Origin of the sequence: Rosistilla oblonga, from assembly GCF_007751715.1 — a bacterium.
Classification (GTDB): Bacteria; Planctomycetota; Planctomycetia; order Pirellulales; family Pirellulaceae; genus Rosistilla; species Rosistilla oblonga.
The window spans coordinates 2,159,675-2,182,770 of record NZ_CP036292.1 but is presented as its reverse complement, the minus strand read 5'-3'; the positions used below and the strand labels follow the sequence as shown (position 1 = coordinate 2,182,770).

The window sequence follows — 23,096 nt, the reverse complement described above, 5'->3', positions numbered from 1 at the left end:
CGTGATGTTGGCATCGATTGGACGCTTGCGACCGATCGATTTGAAACCAACGTAGGGCTGGGTGCCCGATACTTTCAGAGATGCTCAGCTGCTTGGCCGCTGAGAACTCTCTTTGATCGCAACGTTTAATCGATCGACGCTGACGCTTGTCGCTCCCGCATCGCGTGCATCGCTGATCAGGTCTTTGACCGAATCGAGCAGCGATTCCTCGGCGGTGGAGTTGTCTTGTTCGGCGGCCGCTTCGATTTCCTGGATGGTCGATTCCATGCGATCAAATCGCGCGACCTGGTTGCGTCCGCTTCGCTTCGCAGCGTAAAGCGACTGGTCAGCTTGTTCGAGCATCTGTTCGGCGGACTCCGCTCCCAGGTCGGCACTGGAACAACCGAGGCTGGCGGTGACGCTCAATTGCGGAAACTGCAGCGATTCGATCGCCGCCCGATAGCGTTCGCCCGCACACGCGGCACCATCGATATCACAGTGTTGCAGTAGGACACAAAACTCTTCGCCACCATAGCGGCAGACGTAATCGGATTCGCGGGCGGTCGCCAGCAAGGCGGCTGAAACGCCTTTCAGCACTTCGTCGCCAACGGCGTGCCCAAACGAATCGTTGATCCCTTTGAAGTGATCGACGTCGACCATCAGGCAACTAATCGGATGCTTGTGTCGCTCCGCCAAAATCCACGCCTCTTCCAAGTACTCGAAAAAGGAGCGGCGATTCAGGCAGGACGTCATCGGATCGCGGGTCGCCAGAAAACGCAGTTGCTCGTTCTGCTCTTCCAGCACCGAGACATCATCCAGGCTCAACAGCATCCCTTTGCATTCGCCCTGCTTGTTCAGGATCCGGCTGGCATTGGGCTTCAGCGTCCGCCGGCACGTCTCCGATTTTCGCAATTTGATGTTCTCAAAGATCTTCGGATCCTCTCCGTTCAGCTCACTCAACAACTCGCTCAACGGACGCTCGTCCTGCGTATCCCAGGGGAACCAATCGATGTTTTTGCCTTGGCACTGGTCGACGGTGCAACCGATCATGTCGGCAAATTGCTGGTTGGCGAGGTTGATGCGATACTTTTCATCGAGCACCACAACGCCTTCGGCCATGGTATCGAGAGCCGATCGAACGCGTTCGGGAACCGCTTGGTTGGGATCGAGTTGGTTGAAGCAGCGGCGCAGCAGCAGCTGGAAACCGACCAGGCAGCCAAGCGTGGTCAGGACCGTCAGCTTGACCGATGGCAGGGCGAGGAAGCCCAGCAAACCGGTTGCGGCTGGCGACTGAAAGCAGACTTCGACCTGCCCCCACACCCGGTCGCCTTGCATTACAGGAACCTGGATGCAGGTGCTCGACGAAGCCTCGCCATCGCGCGGGCTCCAATTTGCTTGATGCCCCTGCGATGCAAACGCCAGCGATCCATCGGCCTTTCGGCAGGCGGCGGAGAGGACGTCGTCATTTCGGGCGGTGAGTGCGCGCAAGGCGACTTCGATCGCCGCTTGATCGTCGCGCGACGCAAATTGCGAACAATTGACGGCGATCACTTCACACAAACGTGTACGTGATTGGATCTGTTGTGAAGCGCCGTCGTCCAGCAGCCCCGTCATACGCAAGGTCAATAGGACCGTTGCGGTCCACATCGCCATTGCAAATGCAATCCGGGTTGTTGTGCCAAATCGTTTCATATTTAGGGGCTTTTAGAATCGAGGTGAAACGGGGGAAAGCGACGATTTACTGCAGGGGTCCAACGGGGTCTTGAACTCTTGCAATATCCAACAGCGTTTCGCTGTCGCCACTGGAATCCATCGCAACGCGATTCCAGCTTTCAGAAAGGACGGGCAGCGGATCAAACGACACCCAAATTGGCATCGACGACATCAACTTGGTTAACAGCACGCTGCCACGCAGCAACCAAGCGACCTGAGCGATCGACATGCCCGTCGCCAACACAACTGCCGATCCAGCGACCAATTCAATCGCTTCGGCATCCTCGGCCACTTGCTGCTCCACCGCATCGATCTGGGCAAACAATTGCTGGCTGTCGAACGCAGTCGGTGCGTCGAGCATCGGGTTGAGGAATGGCATTCGGACCGGAGCGATCGCAAGCGTATCGGGAGGCGGCACGGGAGCTGCCGGAGGAATGAGAACGGGGGCGACGTCGGGCAGCGACTGGCCGCTGACACGATACAAATTCCGTGCTGCAGCAACTGGATTGTTCAGTGAAGCGAGTCCCGTGAGTTGCGGCAGAGCCGGACGGGCGGGCTGCAGCGGAGCGAAGCTGAGAACCGCCAGCGGATCCGTGATTCCCTTGTCGTCACCCGCCGCGGCATGACCGGAGACATCAGCACCGGCCGCCAACGCGGCGTGAGGATCCGAATTCGCGGCATCGTCCAATTTTGATTTGCTTTCGGCAGCCTGGTCCTTCGCTTCGCCAGCCGCCTGTTTGTTCTGAACCAACCGAACCGGTTCATTCATCTTGCGGATCGACTTTTCCATTCCCTGGACCGCCCCCTTCAGCTCCATCTCCATCGCCGCTTCCATCTCGGCGAATGCTGCGTTCATCGCCGACTGCATGGCGTCCATACTGCGGATCGCTGGTGGCATGTCAGGGCGCGCGCCAGCCGCCAGCGCCGGCCTGATTGGGCCCAGACGGGAATTTGCCTGGATCATCGCCGCCTGTGTTTCCAAGCTGAGCTTAGTAGCGTCGTTGGCATCAGCTTCAAGCATCAATTCCCGGTCCGCCGATGCCGTTGGCTCGAGCTCCAGAATCAGATCATCGAAGGCCAGATATTCGATGTCGGTCAGCAGATGTTCGATTCCGCTTTCTTTGTGAACCAAGCGTACCGCGCGACCAGACTCTGCCCCGACGACGAAGTACTCGTTCCGATCGCCTGCGACGACAAACGTGTCTCGACCTCCGCGACCATCGACGATGTAAGCGGAGCTAAATTGATCGATCGTGTCGTCCAGCGGCGTTCCGGACGTAAGCGCTATCGATGCAAGTGGCGCCGCGCTTGCGTCGGACGCATGCAGATCGACGGCGAGGGTGAGAATGGGAAGCGGGTCGAGCGAAAGGATTTGCAAGTTGTCGACATCTCCGGCAGAAACGATCCACGATGTTGGCGACGTCCGCACGCCATGGTTGAGCGCCGCATCGGCGGGAAGACCAACGATGCCGATGGAATCCGCCTCCGCCAACGAAACAGCCCCTTCCAACGCGAACTGCATGTGTGTCGATTCCATTCGCACGGTTCGCGAGAGGAGCGCCGGCGAAGTTTGGTCTAGCGCCGTGCCAATCCAATATCCTGCGATTCCGCCGTTGGCAAGTCCAACGATCGCTGCGGCGGGTTCGCCAAGCAACGCAGTGTGGTTCATCGCGACGGGACCACCGACGGGCTCTGCATCGTCGTTGAACTGCTCGACGACAAGCTTGGAGCTGGACTGCGATTCACCACGAAAGTATCCAATTGCAAAGCCGCCTCCGGCGAGCTTTGTCAGCGCCACCGGAGCATCCACAACGCCAGCGTTTGCGTCGAGAGCGTGTTCCGCGATCAAGTCTCCCGTCGCGTCGACAACAAGGACCGCGGGGTACGATTCCAGCGAGCCCTGGCGCATCCCCGCCAGTACCCAGCGACCGTCGTCCATCGCGGCAAGCTCATGCGTCGGCGAGAAGCCGTCGCTGGTGACTTCGAAGGGATCGATCGCCCACGTCCCGTCGACCGTTAAGACGCCCAGAAACTGCTGTTCAAGGTGTTCGACGGAATCTGTCGACCACTCGACCCACGAGACTCCAAAATCGGCACCGGGGTATTCGGTCAATCGCAAGTCGTCGATCCGCGCCGTCGGCGAAGTCGCAGCGATCGGATTCGGCTGGCCGACGATCTGCCCCTCCGAATCGAAACGTTGCAGCTGGATATTCGCCGCCTGAGTATCATTCCAGGCGAGCATCCAACCGCCATCTTCGAGTCCAATCAGATCGATAGCGTATTCGACAGACGTGGTGCTGGTGGCAAAATCGATCCGTGGTCCGTGAAGCGCGTTGGATGGATCGAGTTGCTGCAGATGGATCCCGCTGGAATCGGTCCACGCGACAACGGAGCTGCCGCTGTCGAGCGTTGCCAGAGCGACGCGGATGTCGCTGCCAGGCGACTGCAATTCGCCGGCGGAAAAGAGAGCAACAACCGTCGGCTGGTCGCCAGGGGAGCCATCGGGCTGCGTGCGACTCACAAACAGTCCATCGTTACCCGCGATCTCGCTGGCAAACGCAAGCATGTGGCTGCCGTCGGTGAACGCGGCGGCATCGGCTTCGGAATTCTCGGGCGAACGCAGACCAACAACTGTGGTTTCGGGGGAATCGATTCCGCCGTCGGGCGCGTCGAGCCGCAGCTTGAAGTCGGCATCCGAAGCAATGAATTGATCATCGGAGTGATCGGCAGAGTTGGCGCTGGAAACGTATTCCGAAATCGATGTGTCGTCCTGTCCCCAAGCGCCGGCGTCCACTGCGGCTGCGTCGAATGGAAAGCGATGCTCGAGCCGTTCCAGTCCTAGCGTGGCACGCACTTGCGGCTCACGGCATCGCGACAGGAAGTTTCGTACAGACATCGGTTTCGGAGGTCCAGAGCGTCGAGCACGCGCGCCCCCAGATCATCGAAAGCGGAACGCGAAGGGAATGAATCCAACATCAGAAACATAGCTCGATTGCAGCCTTGGCTGCGCCGCATCCGGGGTGCTTTCAATGACATCCTCGAGCCCCCCGAGCGCTAGATGATCGTTAGCCGGATCGTCGCGAATGTTGGGATCAGTCGAGCAGCCCCAGTTTTCATTTGCGTTTGAGCTCAGCAAACCCAGCGTTTCCCGGGACACAGTCCCTCACGAGACACCTCAACCCCCACATGGAGGGTTTCGGCCGACCGACGAGCGCGCGATCGGAGGTCGCCACGCGCGCACAAAAAAACCCGCCACTCGGATACCGAGCAAGCGGGCTTTTGTTGTTTGCAGAGCTGCAGTTGTCGAGCGATTAACGCTTCGAGAACTGAACGCCACGACGAGCACCACGCAGACCTGGCTTCTTACGTTCCTTCATACGCGAGTCTCGCGTCAGGAAGTTGCCATCGCGGAGCGTGTGGAAATTCTCTTCGTTGAAGCTGACCAATGCACGAGCCAAGCCCATGCGAACTGCACCAGCTTGTCCGGTCGTGCCGCCACCATGAACGCGGACCAAAACGTCGACTGCTTCGCGAGCCGAGCAAGCTTCGAGAGTCTGCTCGATCGCTTCGCGGTCTTGATCGTTCACGAAATAAGCTTCGAGCGGTTTGCGGTTGATCGTCACCTTGCCGCTGCCAGCACGCACACGTACGCGGGCGATCGAGGACTTGCGGCGACCTGTTCCAAGTGCATCGCCGTTGATCTTGTCTTTCTTTACTGCAACCATAACTCAGTATTTCGTGGGATGATGCGTTGCCGCGTGGGCGGCGTCCGTGGGTGATTATAAAACGTAAGCGGGAAGAGTTCCGGCTCAGTTGGAGCTAGCGATGACCTTGCCAGCACCCGTCAACGGTTGCGGCTGCTGTGCTTGATGCGGATGCTCGCCGCCGGTGTAGATCTTCAGCTTGGTGAGCATGTGGCGAGCGATCTTGTTCTTCGGCAACATACGACGAACCGCGTGGTAAAGCAGATCTTCGGGCTTTCGCTCCTGACGACCTTGATAGCTTTCCAAACGCAATCCGGGATGTCCGGTGTACCAGGTATAATGGCGTTGTTCCATTTTCCGGCCGGTCATCTTGATGCTTTCGACGTTGGTTACGATTACGAAATCACCAACATCGATGTGTGGAGTGTATTCGGGGCGATGCTTGCCCATCAAAACGACGGCGATGTCGCTGGCGAGCCGCCCGAGCGTTTGATCGGTCGCGTCGACGATGTACCACGATTTTTCGACTTCGCCGGGCTTTGCATTGTAAGTACGCTGACTGGGCACTTTTCTAATCCTTTCGATCCGCGACGACTCCGAATTGAGTCACCTGATAGAAACGTAACTTGTTATCTTGACAGCACTTATGGAAGCATTTGAAGGGCCTGCCAAGCGTGCTACTCGGGGCATCATCTTCGCGGTGCTGGATTTCGCGAGCTGTAATAGTGACGGAGTTTACTTCTATCGGACTTTTTTAACAAGCGGCTTTCTTAATGTTTCCCGTTTGTTTGACTTCGATTAACAGCTCCAGTTGCGATCCGACCAACCCGCATTTGCTGGCCACCCCTTGCCTATGATCCTCGAGACCAATGAATGCTTGGTTTACAGCCGCCGCGACGCCGCAACTGTTGCCGCTGCGCCAGTTCCCATACAATCGGACCGCGATCCCTCCCCAACCCAGCAATTTTACAGCTGCGTTGCCTTCAGCCCCCCCGGCGGGCAGTGCGGGCGATTGGACTTAGCCGACGTTTTTGAGAGGCGGGGCTCGATCGCGACATCTTTTGGGCACAGAGTACGGAAATGGAAGCGAGCATGCAGGGCGAGACCTCCGCGGCATTGGAATTGCACGAATTGCAGGTGCGAGCCGGATCGCGGACGCTGCTTGAACCGACCTCCACCACGCTTCCAGCGGGCAAGATCACTGTCGTCGTCGGCGGCAGCGGTGCTGGCAAATCGGTGGTGCTGCGAATCTTGGCGGGGCTGATTCCTCGTCACGATGCCGCGATCCAATGGTCGGGTTCGATCACCGGCAGCCAGGGCAAACCGCTGCGCCGGGTGGGAATCGTTTTTCAGCAGTTCGCGCTGTTCGATGAACTCTCACCTTTAATGAACGTTCAATTTGCTATCGACCACCGCCGCGACCGCTCCAAGCCGCCGGAACAATCGGCGCAACAATGGTTGGACGAACTCCGCGTCCCCACGCGGACGCCGGTTGCCGCGCTCAGCGGCGGCCAGAAACAACGCTTAGCAATCGCTCGCACTCTGGCGGCAGATCCCGAAGTCGTGCTGTACGACGAACCGACATCGGGGCTCGACGCAGCCAGCGGTCGACAGGTCGCGTCGCTGATCCGGCGGACGCAACAGACGCACGGCCGAACCAGCGTCGTCGTCACTCACGATTACGAGACGCTGTTGCCGATCGCCGACCACGTGCTGTTGTTGGATTCGGAGCGGCGGCAATTGGTAGCTGTCGATCCGAGCGATTGGAAATCGATCCCCGAGCGGATGCAGCCGGTTGCGACCGAACCGCCAACCGCCACCGAACCGCCGCGGTTGCAATCGTTGCTCGACATCAGCCGCCGCGGGGCGTTTGATTTTTTGGACGCCAGTGGAGCGGCGATCGTTGCGGCGGTGCGGCTGCCCTGGGATGCGATCCCACGGTTGCCGCGAGTGCAATGGGGCTTGCGATTCTTGACGCACTACCTGAACCTAGTCGCTGGTCCTTCGGCCTGGATCTATTTGATCATGGCAGGTTTGATCGTCGGCTTTGCCGGTACCCATTTTACCTTTCGTTATTTACCCTTCTCGGTCTACACCAAACCGCTGTTGATCGAGGATCTGCTGGCGGCGATCGGGTTTGCGTTATATCGGATCTTGGTCCCCGTGATGGCGACGATTTTGATCGCCGCGCGGTGCGGCGCGGCGGTTGCCGCCGACGTCGGTGTCAAGCGATACGGATCGCAAGTCGATGCGTTGCAGACGTTAGGTGTTCGCCCGACGGCGTACCTTTTGGTTCCGATCATCGCCGCGTTTGTGATCGGCACTCCGCTGTTGGAATGGGTCGGCTTTCAAACCGCTCAATGGATCAGCATGTTGACCTTCGCGATCAACCACCCTCAGATTAACGCTTCGTTTTGGCAGGTCCATTTCCACTCGCAACTGCACAGCGAAAGCGGCTGGTTCGCCACGGGAGCTCAATGGGTGCTGTTGAAGAACGTCGCGTGCGGGATCGGCATCGCCGCGATCGCCTATTATCGCGGGATGCGTCCCAAGCAGAGTGCCGGTGACGTCAGCGATTCGATCACCGCGACTGTCTTGTGGACGACATTGTTCGTATTATTAGTTCACTTCGTTGTGGCGTTCTTGGAATTCTGAACGCCGCGCGATCGACTCGCCCCACTTAACTAACCGGAGAAAAACAAGCGATGGACAAAAAGGCGAAGAAGCGATTGGATGTGATCAACAAGAAGTTGTCGCAACTGCGGCAGAACCTTGCCGGTGTCCGCCAACAAGCCGATGAACCCGACGAGATCACGAACCTCGAAAAGGAAATCGCGAAGCTGGAAGCCGAAGCGGTTGAGCTGCGGAAAAGCTAGCGGCAACGATGCCAACCAAGCGCCGTCCATTTGCCGGTCCCCTTACTGATTAATCGGGTTGGCGCTGTTACACTGGATGTTCGAGACGCTTTTTGGTTTACGGGTTTTGGGCATCAACGTTTTTGAGGCGAGTTTCAATGTGGCACACATCCACAGGCGACCGGACGTTGTCCGGTTCAGAAGCAACATTGATCGTGCAAACCTGCGTGGCGATGATCGATGCTTTGGAATGGGAAATTCGCAACGACAACGGAGCGGTGGTTTGCGAGTCGGGCGTTGAATTGTACGACGAGCAGATGGTCTATCAACGGATCGCGTTGCTTAACGAGGTCTGCCACGGACTGTTGAGTCCTGCTCAAGCGATGCCCGAGCTGACTGCGGAATTGGAAGCGACGGTGATGGCGATCTTCGAGACCGTCAAGTCGCAGATCGAACTGGAGATCGACGCCGGTCAATGTTTCGGCGATTCGTGCTGCGACATGCGGTCGATGGTGCTGGCAGCGTTCATCGATAACGCTCCGGGATCCGAAGCCGATGCCGCGAACATCGAAGACGATCTCGACGACATCCCAGATCCCTGGTGCGATGAAATCGAGCAGTGGGATCTGGTCGTCGAACTGCTGGCCGATCGCATCCTCTGGGATCGCGATTTCGAAATGGCCAGCATGATCGTCGACGAAGAACCCGAAATGGCCGAAGCCTACAAGCAGGTCCTGGGCATCGCCAACGATTATTTCTCCATGGCACCGCCAGAGGTCAACGAAGGGGATGCGCCGGCGTGCCTGCACAAACTGCGTTCCTTCCTCAACCAATCGGCGCTGCCACGACGGCCGCGCTGAATCGGGGTCCCGCTGGCTGTCGCCGCCGCACTGTTTTGCATCACTCGTTGCCCACGCCATTCCTCCTCCATTTACCGAGCCTTGACCGCTGATGAACGCTGATCTTTCTCAGTACCCCGAACTGGACGTGATCGCGGTGGGAGCGCATCCCGACGATGTCGAGATCGCTTGTGGTGGCACCTTGGCCCGCTTGGTCGATCAAGGCTACCGTGTCGGCATCATCGATCTGACCGATGGCGAACCGACGCCGAACTCGGCTGGCCCCGAAGTGCGATTGCAGGAGGCTCAAGCCGCCGCCGCAGCGCTAGGAGTCCAGGTGCGGACGATCCTCGATCTTACCAACCGCCGGCTGTTCGATTGCTTTGAGTCGCGCGTCGCGTTGGCGACCGAATTTCGCAAGCATCGCCCGAAGCTGGTGATCGGTTTTGGCGACAAGACGCCGATGGCATCTCCCGATCATTGGCAAGCGATGCAGATCACCGATGCAGCGATTTTCTACAGTCGATTGAGCAAATGGGACAGCCATTTTGGTGGATTCCCCGTTCACACGATCTCGCGTCAGCTCTATTTCCGCCTGGCGGTAGAACCGGATCATTTAAGCGGTTGCCTGTCGCATCTGACTGTCGATATCAGTAGCACGCTGCAGCGGAAGCTCGATTCGGTCGCCTGCTACCAAACCCAATTTGCCCATAAGCCGCAGATCATGCAACGCATCACCGCAGCGGCTCAGATCACCGGTTCTGCCGCCGGGGTCGAAGCGGGCGAGGTCTTTGCGTCTCCCAAATCGATTGCGGTCGACGATCTGTTTAAGACAGCTGTCTTATAGAAGACGTGTCGAACCGCGGGCAAAGCGGTGCGTCGCCAGATCGAATCGAATTACCGCTCGCCGAGCTGGGAACGCGCGGGGCCTGCGGGCTGCAAGCTGTGCCCGGTCCGGTAACTATCGACCAATTTTAATCTTTGGGCTATCCGGTCGCATTCTGCCTCGCATAATGAAAACATGAAATCTCTGCCAATCCTCAACGGCTCGCCGATCCGTTCCGACCTGCTGTCCGGTCTCCCTGCATGCGGTTCGACCGTTGCCGATCGCCCCTTGCCGATGACGGCGAAGGAGGCGAAGCAGCGCGGCTGGGACGAAATCGACATCGTCTTTGTCTCCGGCGACGCTTACGTCGATCACCCCAGCTTTGCGATGGCGATCCTTGGTCGCGTCCTCGAAGCTGCTGGTTTCCGCGTTGGCATCGTCAGCCAGCCCGACTGGCAGAACTGCGAAGACTGGCGGCGGTTCGGTCGTCCGCGACTGTTTTATGCGATCAGTGCTGGCAACATGGACAGCATGATCAATCACTACACCGCCGGCCGCAAAGTCCGCAACGACGATGCCTACAGCCCCGGCGGCAAGATCGGTACGCGCCCCGATCGGGCGACGCTTTCCTATTGCCACCGTGCTCGCGAGGCCTACAAAGGTGTGCCGGTAATCGCCGGCGGCGTCGAAGCATCGCTGCGACGACTAGCGCACTACGACTACTGGGGCGACAACGTTCGCAAATCGATCCTGATGGATTCCAAAGCCGATCTGGTTGCGTTTGGAATGGGGGAGGATGCGATCGTCGAGATCGCTCGCCGCTTGGATCAAGGCGAAACGGTCAAGGATCTCCGGGACATGCGCGGGATCGCGTACGTCACCGGGGCTTCGGAAACGCCGCCTGAAGATGCGATCACGTTGCCCAGCTTTGCCGATGTCACAGCCGACAAAGTTGCCTTTGCCGAAGCGACGCGAATCATCCACAACGAAACCAATCCGCTCAACGCCAGGCGGTTGATTCAGTATCACGGTAACCAAGCGGTGGTCGTCAATCCGCCGCCGCTGGCGATCACGCAAGAATCAATGGATCGGATCTACGGGCTGCCTTACACGCGGAAGCCGCATCCTTTGTATCGCGAACCGATCCCTGCGTTCGAAATGATCAAGAACTCGGTCACGATCATGCGCGGCTGTTTCGGCGGCTGCACCTTCTGTTCGATCACCGCCCACCAGGGACGTGTGATTCAATCGCGCAGCCAAAAATCGATCCTCGGCGAACTGAAGGAACTCGGTGCCGACCCCAAGTTCAAGGGAACCGTCAGCGATATCGGTGGTCCGACGGCGAACATGTATCAGATGCAGTGTTCGCGCCCGGAAGTCGAAGCTGTCTGTCGACGGCAATCGTGCGTCCACCCCAAGGTCTGCAAACTGCTGGGGACCGACCATGGTCCGCTGATCCAGTTGATGCGAGATTCGCGAGACATCCCCGGCGTCAAGAAGGTCTTGGTTGCCAGCGGGATCCGAATGGACCTGGCGCGGTTGAGCCCAACGTACATCAAAGAACTAGCCGAACATCACGTCGGCGGCTTGCTGAAGGTCGCTCCGGAGCATTCCGATCCAGGCGTATTGAACTACATGCGAAAGCCGTCGGGAGACGATTTCGAAGCGTTCACCGAGCAGTTCAACAAGTCGAGCAAAAAGGCGGGCAAGAAGCAGTACTTGGTGCCGTATTACATCGCTAGCCATCCGGGCAGCGATCTCGACGCGATGATCGATCTAGCGGTCTTCCTGAAACGCAATGGATACCGGCCCGATCAGGTGCAGGACTTTATCCCCGCGCCATTGGACGTCGCCACAACAATGTATTACACCGGGCTCGATCCGTTTACAAAAAAGCCGGTCTTCACCGCGCGAAAGCTCCGCGATCGCAAGATGCAGCGGGCGCTGATGCAGTTCTTCAAACCGGCTAACTATTTTGAGGTCCGACGGGCACTACAGGAGACGGGACGGCACGATCTGATCGGCGACGGCTGCGACTGTCTGATCCCAAGCAAACCGCCGAAGGAAGCGTTGATCCAGCGTCGCAAAAACGCCAACGCCGCAGTGAAGGGGGAATATGTCCACACGATCCCCAACGCCAACAAGTCGAAAAAGCGGAACAAGAAGCAGAGCCGCAATACGACAAGCAAGGGATACCGTCCCGAGCGAAAAGAGACGAAACGACCCTAATCGCCCAGCAGCGGATGATTTCGCCACCGGTTCGATCGAGAATCGTCCGCGCGGTGTTGCCGTCGATAAGGGCAGTGAAGATAATTGACGCATAAGGCCCGATTGTGTCGAAGCGTTCCGCTGGGGGACGCTCCGATCGGCTGCATCGCTTCGCGACGAAGGTGTTAGGGGTTGGGTTTGAGCGCAACGCCAGCAGACAAACTGCACCGCATCAAAGTGCGACTAACGCGCAGCGGCTACCACTTTGGCTTTGTTGCGTTGTTCACGATCGTCGGCGCTGTCGTTCGCGACCTGAACCTGCTGGCGATCCTGGCGGGACTGCTGATCGGCACACTGGTCATGCAGTGGCGGTTCTCGCGTGGTACTCTGCACGGCCTGACGATCGCGCGGCAATTACCGGTCGAGGTTTTTGCGGGCGATCTGTTTTCGATCCGCTATAGAATTCGCAATCTGCGAAAAATGCTGCCCGCTTGGTTCCTGCAGCTGGACGAACGGATCCACAGCGAATCGCAACGCCGCGAAACCGCTAGCGGCCGGGCGGCGCTGGCCTATATCGGCAGCCAGGACGAACAAACCGCGGCCTTCCAGTGTCGCATCGCCCAACGCGGCCGGTACCTTTTGGGGCCGTTGCGGTTTAGCACCGAGTTCCCCTTTGGCCTGACTCGCGCGTCGCGGCTGATCGATCGCCGCGAAGAGTTTGTCGTCTATCCGAGATTGGGCCGACTGAGAAAAGGTTGGCGAGGTTGGATGCTGTCGGACCAAACCGGATTGGTCGCATCGCGTCGCCGCGCCGGGGTCAACGAAGGCGATTTCTACGGGCTCCGCGATTGGCAAAATGGCGACAGCCGACGTTGGATCCACTGGCGAACCACGGCCCGGATCGGTGAACTGGCAGTCCGGCAGTTCGAGCAACAGCAGCGGCAACAGATCGCGTTGCTGGTCGATCTGTACCAGGAGGTTCCGTCGGACGAGAGCCTGGAGCGGTTGGTTGGGTTTGCCGCCACGCTGATGAACGAGGTGCTTCGCAATCCGGAGACTCAAGTTGCGTTTGCGATCACCGACGGGCTGGTGATCTCGAATCGAAACTGCCGCGGGCTCGAATTCCGGCGGCGGGTGATGAGCAGTTTGGCGATGGCATCGCGTCGCCCGGGACCGCTGCTGCACGACAAGCTGCGCGAATTAGTCGGTGTATCGGACACGAATTGGCCCCTGGTTGTTGCCAGCACGCGGCCGATGAACCACCAGGTGCTGGACTCCCAGGATTCCGCGGCGACGGTCGCGGGGCGATTGGATCTACGCTGGTTGAACTTGGCCGATGAATCGTCGCAACAGATCTTTATGGAGACCGCACATGAAGACTGAAGCTTTGTTGAAGATTCATTTTGTCGCTCTGACAATCCTCGGTGGCTGCCTGCTGGGCGGCGTCTCGGGGACCGAGAGCTTGGCGACGATCGCGTTGGCCGCGGGGCTGTTCTCGCTGGTCTTCGTCGACTGGTTGCAGATCGTCTACCTGCCTCCGTCGATCGCGTACATCCTGATGGGCATCGCCAGCATCTATTGCGTCGGCGGGTTCTGGAGCGGCGTCGATGAGCGGCAGATCGCGGCGGTGGCTCGATTGTTGGTGCTGGTCCAGGCGGTGCTGCACTTGCAGAAGAAGAGCCGCCGCGTGTTTGAGCAGCTGAGCGTGTTTGCGCTGCTGGAACTGATTGTCGCCGCCGTCCTCAACGACGCGCTCTACTTTGGAATGCTGTTGATCCCATTTTCGATCGTCGGACTCAGCACGATGGTTCAACTGCAGTCGTATGTTTGCCAGACGATGACCAGCACTGCCAGTCGCAGCGGGCAGATCGAACCCGAACCGTTTTCGTTTGATGTTCGCAACGTCAAGTTGTCGCGAGTCGGCTTGTTTGTGCTAGGGCCTGCGGTGCTGTTTTTTGCAGCGACGTTCTTCTATGCATTGCCTCGTTCCAGCGGCAACGGGCTGCAGTCGACGGCGTTTGGCCAAGGGACAACCGGGTACAGTGAGAGCGTACGATTTGAACAGATGGGCAGGTTGCTGCAGAACCCACAAAAAGTGATGCGGCTGGAATTGCGGAACAAAGAGTCGGGGCGTGCCTACACGCTCCGCGAGCCGGCTTATCTGCGCGGCCAAGTGCTGGACGGTTATCACTGGGATCCGGTCAACGACCTTGGCGAATGGGAGACCGTGCGGCGTCGCGACTTTGTCGGCAACCATCGTCTGCCGCGCGAATACGTCGAAGAGGAGGCGGAGCGGCGGGAGAAATTCGATCGCGTCGAAGCCACGCTGCGGATCGAACCCTCCAACACGATGGCGATCTTTTCGATCCCACCCTACTTTGAAACCGAGCCGTTTGATTCGATTCGGCACTGGCCTCGGCATTGGCTGCTGAAACGCAGCGGCAACGAAGCGCGGCACCAGCGAATGGAGTACTCCTTTCTCACGCATGCGTTTTCTCGCGGCCAGCAGACGCAGTGGCTGCGGTACGTCGACTTGACCAGCGAACGACACTACTCCAGCACGATCGGTGCTTGGGAGCGACAGATGCTGTTGCAGATCGATCGCAAACGGCTGCCGAATTTGATCGACGCCGCCGATCGCGTCGCCGACGACTTGCGAGCCAATTCGAAAGGGATCACCGAAATCGCAGCGGGTCTGGAAACCTACCTCGGGCAAAATCCGGAGTTCACGTATTCGTTGGACCTCAGCGACCAGCGGCCTCGAAACGTCGACCCGATGGACTATTTCATCTCGACAAAAAAGAGTGGCCACTGCCAATATTACGCCGGTGCGTTGACGCTGATGCTACGCAGCCAAGGGATCCCCGCTCGCTTGGTCGTCGGCTACAAGACCGACGAATTCAACAGTTTTGGCGAGTATTACATCGTGCGGCAACTGCACGCCCACGCCTGGGTGGAAGCTTATATCGACCGGGATCAATTGCCGGCGGGGGTCGACTTGTACGGGCAGGCACCGGGCGGCGGCGTCTGGATGCGTCTCGACCCAACGCCCGCGCTCGGGGAGGAACAAGGATCGGGCAGGATGTCGCACATGATGGATTTTGCCCAGATCTTGTGGGACGACTACGTCCTCGATATGAGCAATCAACGCCAACAGGGAACGCTGCAGGATCTGGGGCAGGGCGTTGGCGAAATCTCCGCATACAGCGCCTACTTCGAACAGATCGATCAGTGGGTGCAGCGGTTGAAGGCGGGCGAACTGGGAGAAGGAGCCGTCGCGATCCACGAGATCTTCTCGTGGCGAGTGACCGTCGTCAGCGTGTTTGTCTGCCTGGGAGCTGTCTTGGTTTGGCGAAACAGCTATCGCGCGTCGAACCTGTTCTCGCTTCGCAGAACCAACAACGAAACGGCTGGGCTTTCGGGAGTCGCCTTTTTCGACCAGATGTGTTTCCTGTTATCGAGAATGGGGCTGTATCGCAAGCGTTTCCAAACGCCGCGTGAATTTGCCCGCGTTGCTCAAACCGAACTAAGTTGCGATGATCAGCAAGCTGCCGATTTGCATCGGATCGTCACGCGGCTCTACGAACAGCGGTTTGGATCGTCGCAAGAACTCGACGCAGCCCAACAACAAGAACTCGATCAAGCGTTGCGTCGAATCGAATCGATGCTTCGGTAAACGCTTCGACATCGCGCCCCAAGAAACATATTCGGATCTATGGTAATAACGATTGACGGCCCTGCGGGAGCGGGAAAAAGCAGCGTCGCGAGGAAGCTCGCGTCGCGACTCGGATTCCACTTTCTCGATACCGGCGCGATGTACCGCACCGTCACTCACGTCGCGATGCAGAAGGGAGTGGATCTAGGCGATTCGGCCGCGGTCGAAACTCTGGCCGCCGCGCTTGAGATCCGCCTGGAAAACGATCGGGTTTGGGCCGACGGGTGCGACGTCAGCGTGTCGATTCGCACTCCCGAGGTGACTCGCAACATTCGTTATGTCGCCGACATCGCCAGCGTCCGCCAGATCCTCAACCACAAACAGCGGTCGCTGGTCGTCAGCAACGACTACGTCACCGAGGGTCGCGACCAAGGGACCGAAGTCTTTCCCGATGCGACTTGCAAGATCTTCTTGACAGCGTCGCCCGAGGAGCGAGCGCGGCGACGCCAGCGTCAATTATTGGCAAACGGCCAAGAGATCGCTGTCGAGCAATTGCTGGCTGAACAAAATCTCCGCGACGCTCAGGATCAAAACCGCGATGTCGGCCGATTGGTAGCGGCTGACGATGCGATCACGGTTAGCACCGATGGAATGGACGAAGCACAAGTCGTCGACAAATTGGAATCTCTGGTCCGAGCCAAGCTTCCCAGCGACGGATAACACAACATCTGGTTGCGCCGGCAACGCACAGGCGTCCGTCCGATCGTTCACTCAATGATTCAGTCAGCTAAGCCGCGGGCTGAGCCCTACGGAGCGCTTCGGCAATCTCTTGCTGGACCATCGCGTCGGTCTCTCGATCGCAACGCTCGCGCAGCCGATCGACGGCGGCGGAGGTTCCGATCTGGCCCAACGCCCAAGCGCTCGCTCCTCGAACCAACGGCTCCGAATCTTGAAGCCCTTGATTCAGGGCATCGATCGCCGCCGGATCGCCGGCATTGCCGAGCACGATCGCAGCGTTCCGCAGCAGACCTCGGCGACGTGTTCGCCACAGCGGCGTCTTGCGATAACGGCTGCGGAATTCGTCGTCGGTCAGCGAAAACAGCAAGATCAGTTCGGCGGGGTTCTGCGTCGCAAGCGGCTGAAATTCAGCTTCTTGAGCTTCGCTGCCACGGCGATTCCAAGGGCAGACGTCTTGGCAGACATCGCACCCAAAAACCCAATTCCCGATCGGTCGGCGGAGTTCTTGCGGGATCGCCGAGCGATGTTCGATCGTCAGATAGCTGATGCAACGCGTCGCGTCGAGGACGCCCGGTTCGGGAAAGGCCGCCGTCGGGCAAGCGTCCAAGCAGGCCCGGCACTTGCCGCAGTGATCGGATTCGTGCGGTGCGTCGTACGTCAATGGAAAGTCGACTAGCAACGCCGCCAGAAAAAAATAGCTCCCCTGCCACTTGTTGATCAGCAGCGTGTTTTTGCCGGTCCAGCCGATGCCGGCCAGCTGAGCAAACTCACGCTCCAGCAGCGGCGCGGTATCGACGACGCCGCGAACCGTGGCGCCAGGGCGTTCCTGCAGCACCCAGCGTTTCAACTGCTTCAGTTTGCGATGCACAAGATCGTGGTAATCGATCGATCCCCAAGCGTAGCGAGCGAAGCGGCCCTGCATCGGACCGACCTCCTCTGGCTGAGCGGTCCGGTAGGGCAAGCCCAATACCAGCAGACTCTGCACGCCCGGCATCACATGCTGCGGATCGCGATAGGCATCGCGGCGGGCGTCGAGATAGTCCATCTCGCCCGCCTTGCCCGAATCGATCCAATCCAGCAGCCGATGATAACCGCTGGGTTCCACCGCCGGGCAAGCGCCCGAGAGATGAAAGCCCAGCTGATTCGCTTGCGATTTAAGCAGCTGGGTGAAATCGGCAGGTGCTTCGGAATTCGAGCTCACGCGTTTTAAACCGATTTGGCTCGCGTGGCGACTTCGATCTCGTGCTTCATGTCGGCGACAGCTTTTTGGATTCCAACCATCACGGCTCGCGCGATGATCGAATGCCCGATATTCAGTTCGCGAATGTGCGGGATCGCAGCGACGGGGTGAACGTTTTTATAAGTCAGACCGTGGCCGGCGTGCAGCCGCATCCCGGCGTCCAACACCGCCTGGCCACAAGTTTTCAGACGCTGCAGTTCACGTTCCACCGCCTCTCCCTTGGCCAGGGCGTAGGGGCCGGTGTGCAGTTCGACGGCGCCGACGCCCAACGCGGCAGCGCTTTCGATCTGTCGCAGGTCGGGATCCAAAAACAGGCTGACGGCGATCCCTGCATCGTGCAGCTGCTTGATCGCATCGGCGGCTCGCGACGAATCTTCGGCAACATTCAGACCACCTTCGGTCGTCACCTCTTCGCGACTCTCGGGAACCAACAGCGCCCAATCGGGCTTCACGTCGCAAGCGATGTCGACGATCTCGCGAACGCAACCAAACTCCATGTTGACGTGAACCGAGATCGTTTCCTTCAAGATCCGAACATCGCGATCCTGAATATGCCGGCGGTCTTCACGCAAGTGAAACGTGATTCCATCGGCACCGCCCAGCTCGGCGAGATAGGCAGCTGCGACCGGATCGGGTTCGTAGGTCCTGCGAGCCTGCCGTACGGTTGCCACGTGATCGATGTTTACGCCTAGTTCTACCACGACCCTTTTATCTCCCGATTTGTAATTGAAGCCAACGCATTTCTTCGGCAATGCCGTCGGCCAGATTATCCACCTTCAGTTCGCTGGGGAGAACGCCCCATGCGTAGGTTTCCGCTTCCATGTGCCCAGAAAAATCGAGCCCCTCGGTTGCCGAAAGAGCTCCGATGCACTCGACCACCGCCGGCTGAGTCGCGTTTAATTGGCCAAACCGATCCAAGTAGATCGGCACATGGAAATGGATCCGCCAGCTGCGGTCTTGCGTTGGATCACTCGATGCGAGCAGTTCCGGCAGATCCTCCACCAGCCGCTGTTGGCCAGTTTTCGAAACAACCATCGTTTGGTGCAGGTAGCGATCTTCGGCGAACCCAGCCAACTGATCGATCGCCGCTCGCTGGGCATCGGGCTGCATCGCGTGCCAGGGGACTTCGATCGCACTGGAAACCTGCACCTTGCCAATCCCGATCCCCGCGTCGGCGTAGCGTCGTAACACGACCGATTGATCTTCGCACATGACCGCCGCGTGGCAGATGTCGTGACAGACCGTCAGGTACCGCCGCAGGTTCGCGCCGGGAAGATATTCGTCGAAGAACTTGATCATGTCGTCGGTGGTATCGATCGCGCAGCCCGGTTCGGGTTCGAGCGCGATCACGATCCGGCGGCCCGATTCCTGTTCGATCTGCGCCAATCGCTCGGCAACCTGCTTCAGATTTGCGGCGGCTTGTTGCATTTGCTCGCCGCTGGGATGCGGTTCTCCCCAGCCCAATGGCAAGGTACTGATCGAACCGCTTTGACCGGCGGGGAGAATCTGGTGCAAGATCTCCACCAATTGAAGCGTGTAGTCGCGGCGAGCCGCTTCCCACCATGTTGGAAGATAGACACGGTGCTTGACCACGGGCTGATGGAAATTGCCGTAGGGGAAGCCATTGATCGTGAACGGGATCAGGTGGCGATCGGCCAACCAGGAGGCAAACTCCGCCGACGCGTTGGGAGCTGCTAATTCAGAAGCCGCTTCAGCGGGGATCCACAACCCAACTCCCATCGACGACGCCCCCAATTTCTCGCGGACCGAGACGGCGACTTGATCGAGGTTGTTGCGAATCTGAGCGATATCGGTACCGGCATGCACGTTGGTGCAATAGCCTGTCATCCACTGGCTTGTCACGCCGCAGCTCCATTTCATTTCGAATAATCGATCGCCAGGCGTGGAATCGCTGACAGTTCGACAAATGCAAACTCAGCAGGCCACGCGGCGGTATCTACCATTCCATTTAGAATGTCCTGTCGAGCGGATCGTCGCAAGCGGATGTTGCCGTCGCCGGCGGAATGCGTTAGCGATCGCGGCGAAGTTATCGTTGGCGCATAAAAAAATCGCTCGGCCAAACAAGTTTGACCGAACGATTTGTTGTTCATCTAGAGCGAAGCGGAATTATTCGCTGGCGCGAACATTCTCAGCACGCGGTCCCTTAGGACCACTGCCTTCGGTGTATTCAACATTTTGCCCTTCACGGAGGCTTTCAAAACTGCCTTCGACAACAGCCGAGTGGTGGAAGAAGATATCTCCACGCTCGCCATCGATGAAGCCAAAACCCTTGTCCGTAATTTTCTTAATCGTTCCTTGCGACACTTCGCAATTCTCCCAGGTTGCACGAAAACGTAGATATACGCGACCGGCACGCCATGCATCACGCGCAGGCCAAGTTACAGTTGGCCCCGAAGGACCGACAAAATAGGGAGCTTGCTGAACTAAAAGAGTATGAGTCAGCTGTCGAAGAAGGGGTCGTTGTCACGATCACTCAATCGAAGGGCCAAATCAAAACGTGTGGGCCGCAGCAAGAAAGTAAAGGGACAAAGCCAGCGTCGTTTCAAGCAAATCGGCGAACATCTAGTTTGCGTTCGCTACCAATTTCAAAGCCCACTGTATCAGACATCTGCAGGCAAAGTCAATCGCAATGTTCACGATTCGTCGATCCGGGACCTTTTCGATCGCGCCCCCCTCACAATCCGACGCCGCTCAACGTCACCGATCGAGCGTGATTGGGAGCCGCGGCAAAAAGCAAGACAGCCAGCAATCGACAGCTTAAACTAGCGATTTCCTACGCGCACCTCCGCTCTTTCCTGCCAACCTACAAGCGACGAACCATGCTGCACCGTGCCCTTCGATTTTGTTCTCGATTGTTTTTCCTGGCACTGCTGATTACCGGCAATCAGTCGGCGTTTGCAGTCAAGCCGCCGCAAGTGCTCGATCCCGCGTGGCAGATTGAGCTAATCACGTCGGAGCCCGAGATTGTTACACCAACAGGTTGTTGTATCGACGACGCCGGAAACTTGATGGTGATCGAGTGTCACACGCATTTTCCACCCGAAGATTACGCGGGCCCCAAGACCGATCGGATCTACCGGTTCGAGGATAGCGACGGCGACGGGCGGCCCGATCGCAAGCGGATCTTCTACGAGCAAGGGGAAGCGACGATGGCGATCGCACCGCTCGGCGGCGGTTGGTTTGCTGTCGCGACGCGCAGCGAACTGGTCCGAATTCGCGACAGCGATGGCGATGGCGTTGCCGACCAACGCGAGGTCTTGCTGACGCTAAAAACAACGGCAACCTATCCGCACAACGGACTCTCGGGCCTGACGGTTGGCGGCGATGGTTGGCTGTACGTCGGCCAGGGTGAGAACCTCGGCGAACCGTACACCTTGGTCGCTGCAGATGGTTCGCAACAAAGCGGCGATGGCGAAGGCGGGAACATATTTCGCTGCACTTTCGATGGAAGCGATTTACAGCGCGTCGCCACCGGGTTTTGGAATCCGTTTGGGATCGCGTTGGATCCCGCTGGGCGACTGTGGACCGTCGGCAACGATCCCGACGCCATGCCTCCCTGCCGTTTGATCCACGTGGTTGCAGGAGCGGATTATGGATTCCAGTTCCGCTTCGGCCGTGCCGGTACTCATCCGCTGCAAGCCTGGAATGGCGAACTGCCCGGCACGCTGCCGATGGCCGCGAGGACGGGTGAGGCACCGTGCGACCTGATCGCTCACGGTGACCGATTGTGGGTAACCAGCTGGGGCGACAATCGCATCGAACGCTATCGACCTCAGCCGCAAGGAGCGACTTGGAAAAGCGAAACCGAGGTGTTTGTTCAAGGCGACGCAAGCTTTCGTCCCGTCGCCATGGCAGCCGCTGCCGATGGATCGGTCTACGTCACCGATTGGGCCGACCGGAGCTACCCGGTGCACGGCAAAGGACGCGTGTGGCGGCTGAGCCGCAAGGCAGACGATGCAGGCAGCGCCGTATCGTTTCCCGCGCTGACCGCTGCCGAAACCGAGGCGAAACGGATCGAAAAGGGCGATGAGACAACCGTTGCCGACCGCTTGAAAGCTCTCGAAAGCGACGACGCGTTCCTTCGCCAGGCGGCGATGTTTGGGCTAGTTCGATCGGGACAATTAGCTGATATCGATCGCGAAGCGTTGGCTTCGCCCAAGCAGCGTGAAGGGTTGCTCACCGCTTGGCGTTGGCAGCAACTGACTGAACCCGCCAGCGTAACGCCACAGCAGCGCGACGCACTTCTGACATGGGGATTAAGCGACACATCGACGGATGTTGCCAACACCGCGTTGCGATGGGCGACTGAACAACAGTGCAAGCATCACTTGCCAGCGATCCGCCAATTGCTGCGACGCGACGCGATCTCGCCGCAGCTGTTTTCTGCCGTGGTTGCATCGATCGCCTATCTCGAAAACGGCTCGGCGGCGCGCGGCGTTCGCGATCCCGCACGCGAAAAGTTATTGCTGGAGTTCGCTGGCGATTCCAACGCCCCGGCGACGCTGCGAGCGATGGCGATCGAGATGTTGCCAAGCGAGTCGAAGCAGCCGGAGGCGGAACAACTGGGCGGCTGGATCGTTGCAACCGACGATCGCGACTTCGGGCGTCAGGGTGTCAGAATGTTGGCAGCTCGCGGCGGTGACGACGACTTTGACCAACTGGCGAAATTGGCCACAACCGAGAGCGTCGACCAGGAAACTCGCGCCGATGCGATCGCGGGGCTGGCGAGAAATGCGGGCCCACACGCCGTGGTCTTAAACAAGATGTCGTTGCCGCGTCAGCCGGAAGTGTTGCGCCGCGAAGCGCTACGCGTGCTGAAACAAACGCGACAAGACTATGGGGCTGCGTTGCCCAACCGCGACGATCTCGATCGCTGGAACGAATTGGTTGGCAGCGGAGGCGATCCCGAAGCGGGGCGGCGAGTTTTCTTTCGCACAGCCTGTGTGAATTGCCATTCGCACCGCGGCCGCGGCGCAACGACTGGCCCCGATTTAACCAGCTTGTCTGGGCAGATGACGCCACGCCGAGTGCTCGAGTCGATTCTGCATCCGAGCAAAGAAGTGGGACCGCTTTACGTTCCCTGGCAGGTCGTCACGATCGACGGTCGCGTCCTGACCGGTCTGAAGTTAGATAAAGCCGGCGCGGGGAACAGCTTGCGTTTGCAAGGTGCCGATGGGCTGATCTTTGAAGTCCCGCTGGCCGATATCGACACCCAGTTGCCGATCGAGCAATCGATCATGCCGACGGGGTTGGAGGGGACGATGAGTGTGGAAGAACTACGCGATCTGATTGCATTTCTGGTGCAACCGACAACTTAA

General features: G+C 58.8%; 17 protein-coding genes. 9 read left to right on the top strand and 8 right to left on the bottom strand.

Going from position 1 to position 23,096, the window contains the following annotated elements; genetic code table 11:
• Positions 1-84 precede the first annotated feature (84 nt).
• The 4 genes from CA51_RS07745 to rplM all read right to left on the bottom strand — a co-directional run bounded on the left by CA51_RS07745 (position 85) and on the right by rplM (position 5,963).
• Positions 85-1,671 (bottom strand): sensor domain-containing diguanylate cyclase, encoded by a 1,587-nt coding sequence (locus tag CA51_RS07745; protein WP_145119339.1) that lies wholly within the window; start codon positions 1,669-1,671, stop codon positions 85-87.
• A gap of 46 nt (positions 1,672-1,717) precedes the next feature.
• Positions 1,718-4,588, bottom strand: a complete 2,871-nt coding sequence (locus CA51_RS07740) for a hypothetical protein (RefSeq protein ID WP_145119337.1) — start codon at positions 4,586-4,588, stop codon at positions 1,718-1,720.
• Between the two features lie 415 nt (positions 4,589-5,003).
• Positions 5,004-5,417: a 30S ribosomal protein S9 gene (gene rpsI / locus CA51_RS07735; protein WP_145119335.1), complete on the bottom strand. Its 414-nt coding sequence runs from the start codon at positions 5,415-5,417 to the stop codon at positions 5,004-5,006.
• A gap of 84 nt (positions 5,418-5,501) precedes the next feature.
• On the bottom strand, positions 5,502-5,963 hold the full coding sequence (rplM, locus tag CA51_RS07730; RefSeq protein WP_145119333.1) for a 50S ribosomal protein L13: 462 nt from the start codon (positions 5,961-5,963) through the stop codon (positions 5,502-5,504).
• Positions 5,964-6,476: 513 nt separating this feature from the next.
• Between rplM and CA51_RS07725 the strand changes: the two genes are divergently transcribed.
• From CA51_RS07725 to cmk, 8 genes are all read left to right on the top strand, one after another.
• Positions 6,477-8,051: an ABC transporter permease gene (locus tag CA51_RS07725; RefSeq protein WP_231746052.1), complete on the top strand. Its 1,575-nt coding sequence runs from the start codon at positions 6,477-6,479 to the stop codon at positions 8,049-8,051.
• Positions 8,052-8,101: 50 nt separating this feature from the next.
• Positions 8,102-8,272 carry a hypothetical protein gene (locus CA51_RS25725; RefSeq protein WP_197451670.1) on the top strand — a complete coding sequence of 57 codons (171 nt, stop codon included), beginning with the start codon at positions 8,102-8,104 and terminating at the stop codon, positions 8,270-8,272.
• Between the two features lie 167 nt (positions 8,273-8,439).
• Positions 8,440-9,111 carry a hypothetical protein gene (locus CA51_RS07720; protein ID WP_145119331.1) on the top strand — a complete coding sequence of 224 codons (672 nt, stop codon included), beginning with the start codon at positions 8,440-8,442 and terminating at the stop codon, positions 9,109-9,111.
• 91 nt (positions 9,112-9,202) lie between these two features.
• Positions 9,203-9,937, top strand: a complete 735-nt coding sequence (locus CA51_RS07715) for a PIG-L family deacetylase (RefSeq protein ID WP_145119329.1) — start codon at positions 9,203-9,205, stop codon at positions 9,935-9,937.
• Between the two features lie 174 nt (positions 9,938-10,111).
• Entirely contained in the window at positions 10,112-12,145 is a 2,034-nt protein-coding gene (locus CA51_RS07710; RefSeq protein WP_145119327.1) for a YgiQ family radical SAM protein, read from the top strand.
• 177 nt (positions 12,146-12,322) lie between these two features.
• On the top strand, positions 12,323-13,507 hold the full coding sequence (locus CA51_RS07705) for a DUF58 domain-containing protein (RefSeq protein WP_145119325.1): 1,185 nt from the start codon (positions 12,323-12,325) through the stop codon (positions 13,505-13,507).
• A complete protein-coding gene (locus CA51_RS07700) occupies positions 13,497-15,800 on the top strand; it encodes a transglutaminase TgpA family protein (protein ID WP_197451669.1) in 2,304 nt (767 codons plus the stop codon). The genes CA51_RS07705 and CA51_RS07700 overlap by 11 nt, the downstream gene beginning before the upstream one ends.
• A gap of 39 nt (positions 15,801-15,839) precedes the next feature.
• Complete coding sequence (gene cmk, locus CA51_RS07695; RefSeq protein ID WP_145119322.1) at positions 15,840-16,499, top strand: (d)CMP kinase; 660 nt, start codon at positions 15,840-15,842, stop codon at positions 16,497-16,499.
• 67 nt (positions 16,500-16,566) lie between these two features.
• Here the strand turns inward: cmk and queG are convergent, their stop codons facing one another.
• The 4 genes from queG to CA51_RS07675 form a co-directional block, all read right to left on the bottom strand.
• A complete protein-coding gene (gene queG / locus CA51_RS07690; RefSeq protein WP_145119320.1) occupies positions 16,567-17,718 on the bottom strand; it encodes a tRNA epoxyqueuosine(34) reductase QueG in 1,152 nt (383 codons plus the stop codon).
• 5 nt (positions 17,719-17,723) lie between these two features.
• Positions 17,724-18,428 (bottom strand): pyridoxine 5'-phosphate synthase, encoded by a 705-nt coding sequence (locus tag CA51_RS07685; RefSeq protein ID WP_417730190.1) that lies wholly within the window; start codon positions 18,426-18,428, stop codon positions 17,724-17,726.
• Between the two features lie 37 nt (positions 18,429-18,465).
• Entirely contained in the window at positions 18,466-19,638 is a 1,173-nt protein-coding gene (gene eboE, locus CA51_RS07680; protein ID WP_145119316.1) for a metabolite traffic protein EboE, read from the bottom strand.
• A 246-nt stretch (positions 19,639-19,884) separates the two neighbouring features.
• Entirely contained in the window at positions 19,885-20,082 is a 198-nt protein-coding gene (locus CA51_RS07675) for a cold-shock protein (RefSeq protein WP_145102644.1), read from the bottom strand.
• Between the two features lie 548 nt (positions 20,083-20,630).
• Between CA51_RS07675 and CA51_RS07670 the strand changes: the two genes are divergently transcribed.
• Positions 20,631-23,096 (top strand): PVC-type heme-binding CxxCH protein, encoded by a 2,466-nt coding sequence (locus CA51_RS07670; RefSeq protein WP_197451668.1) that lies wholly within the window; start codon positions 20,631-20,633, stop codon positions 23,094-23,096.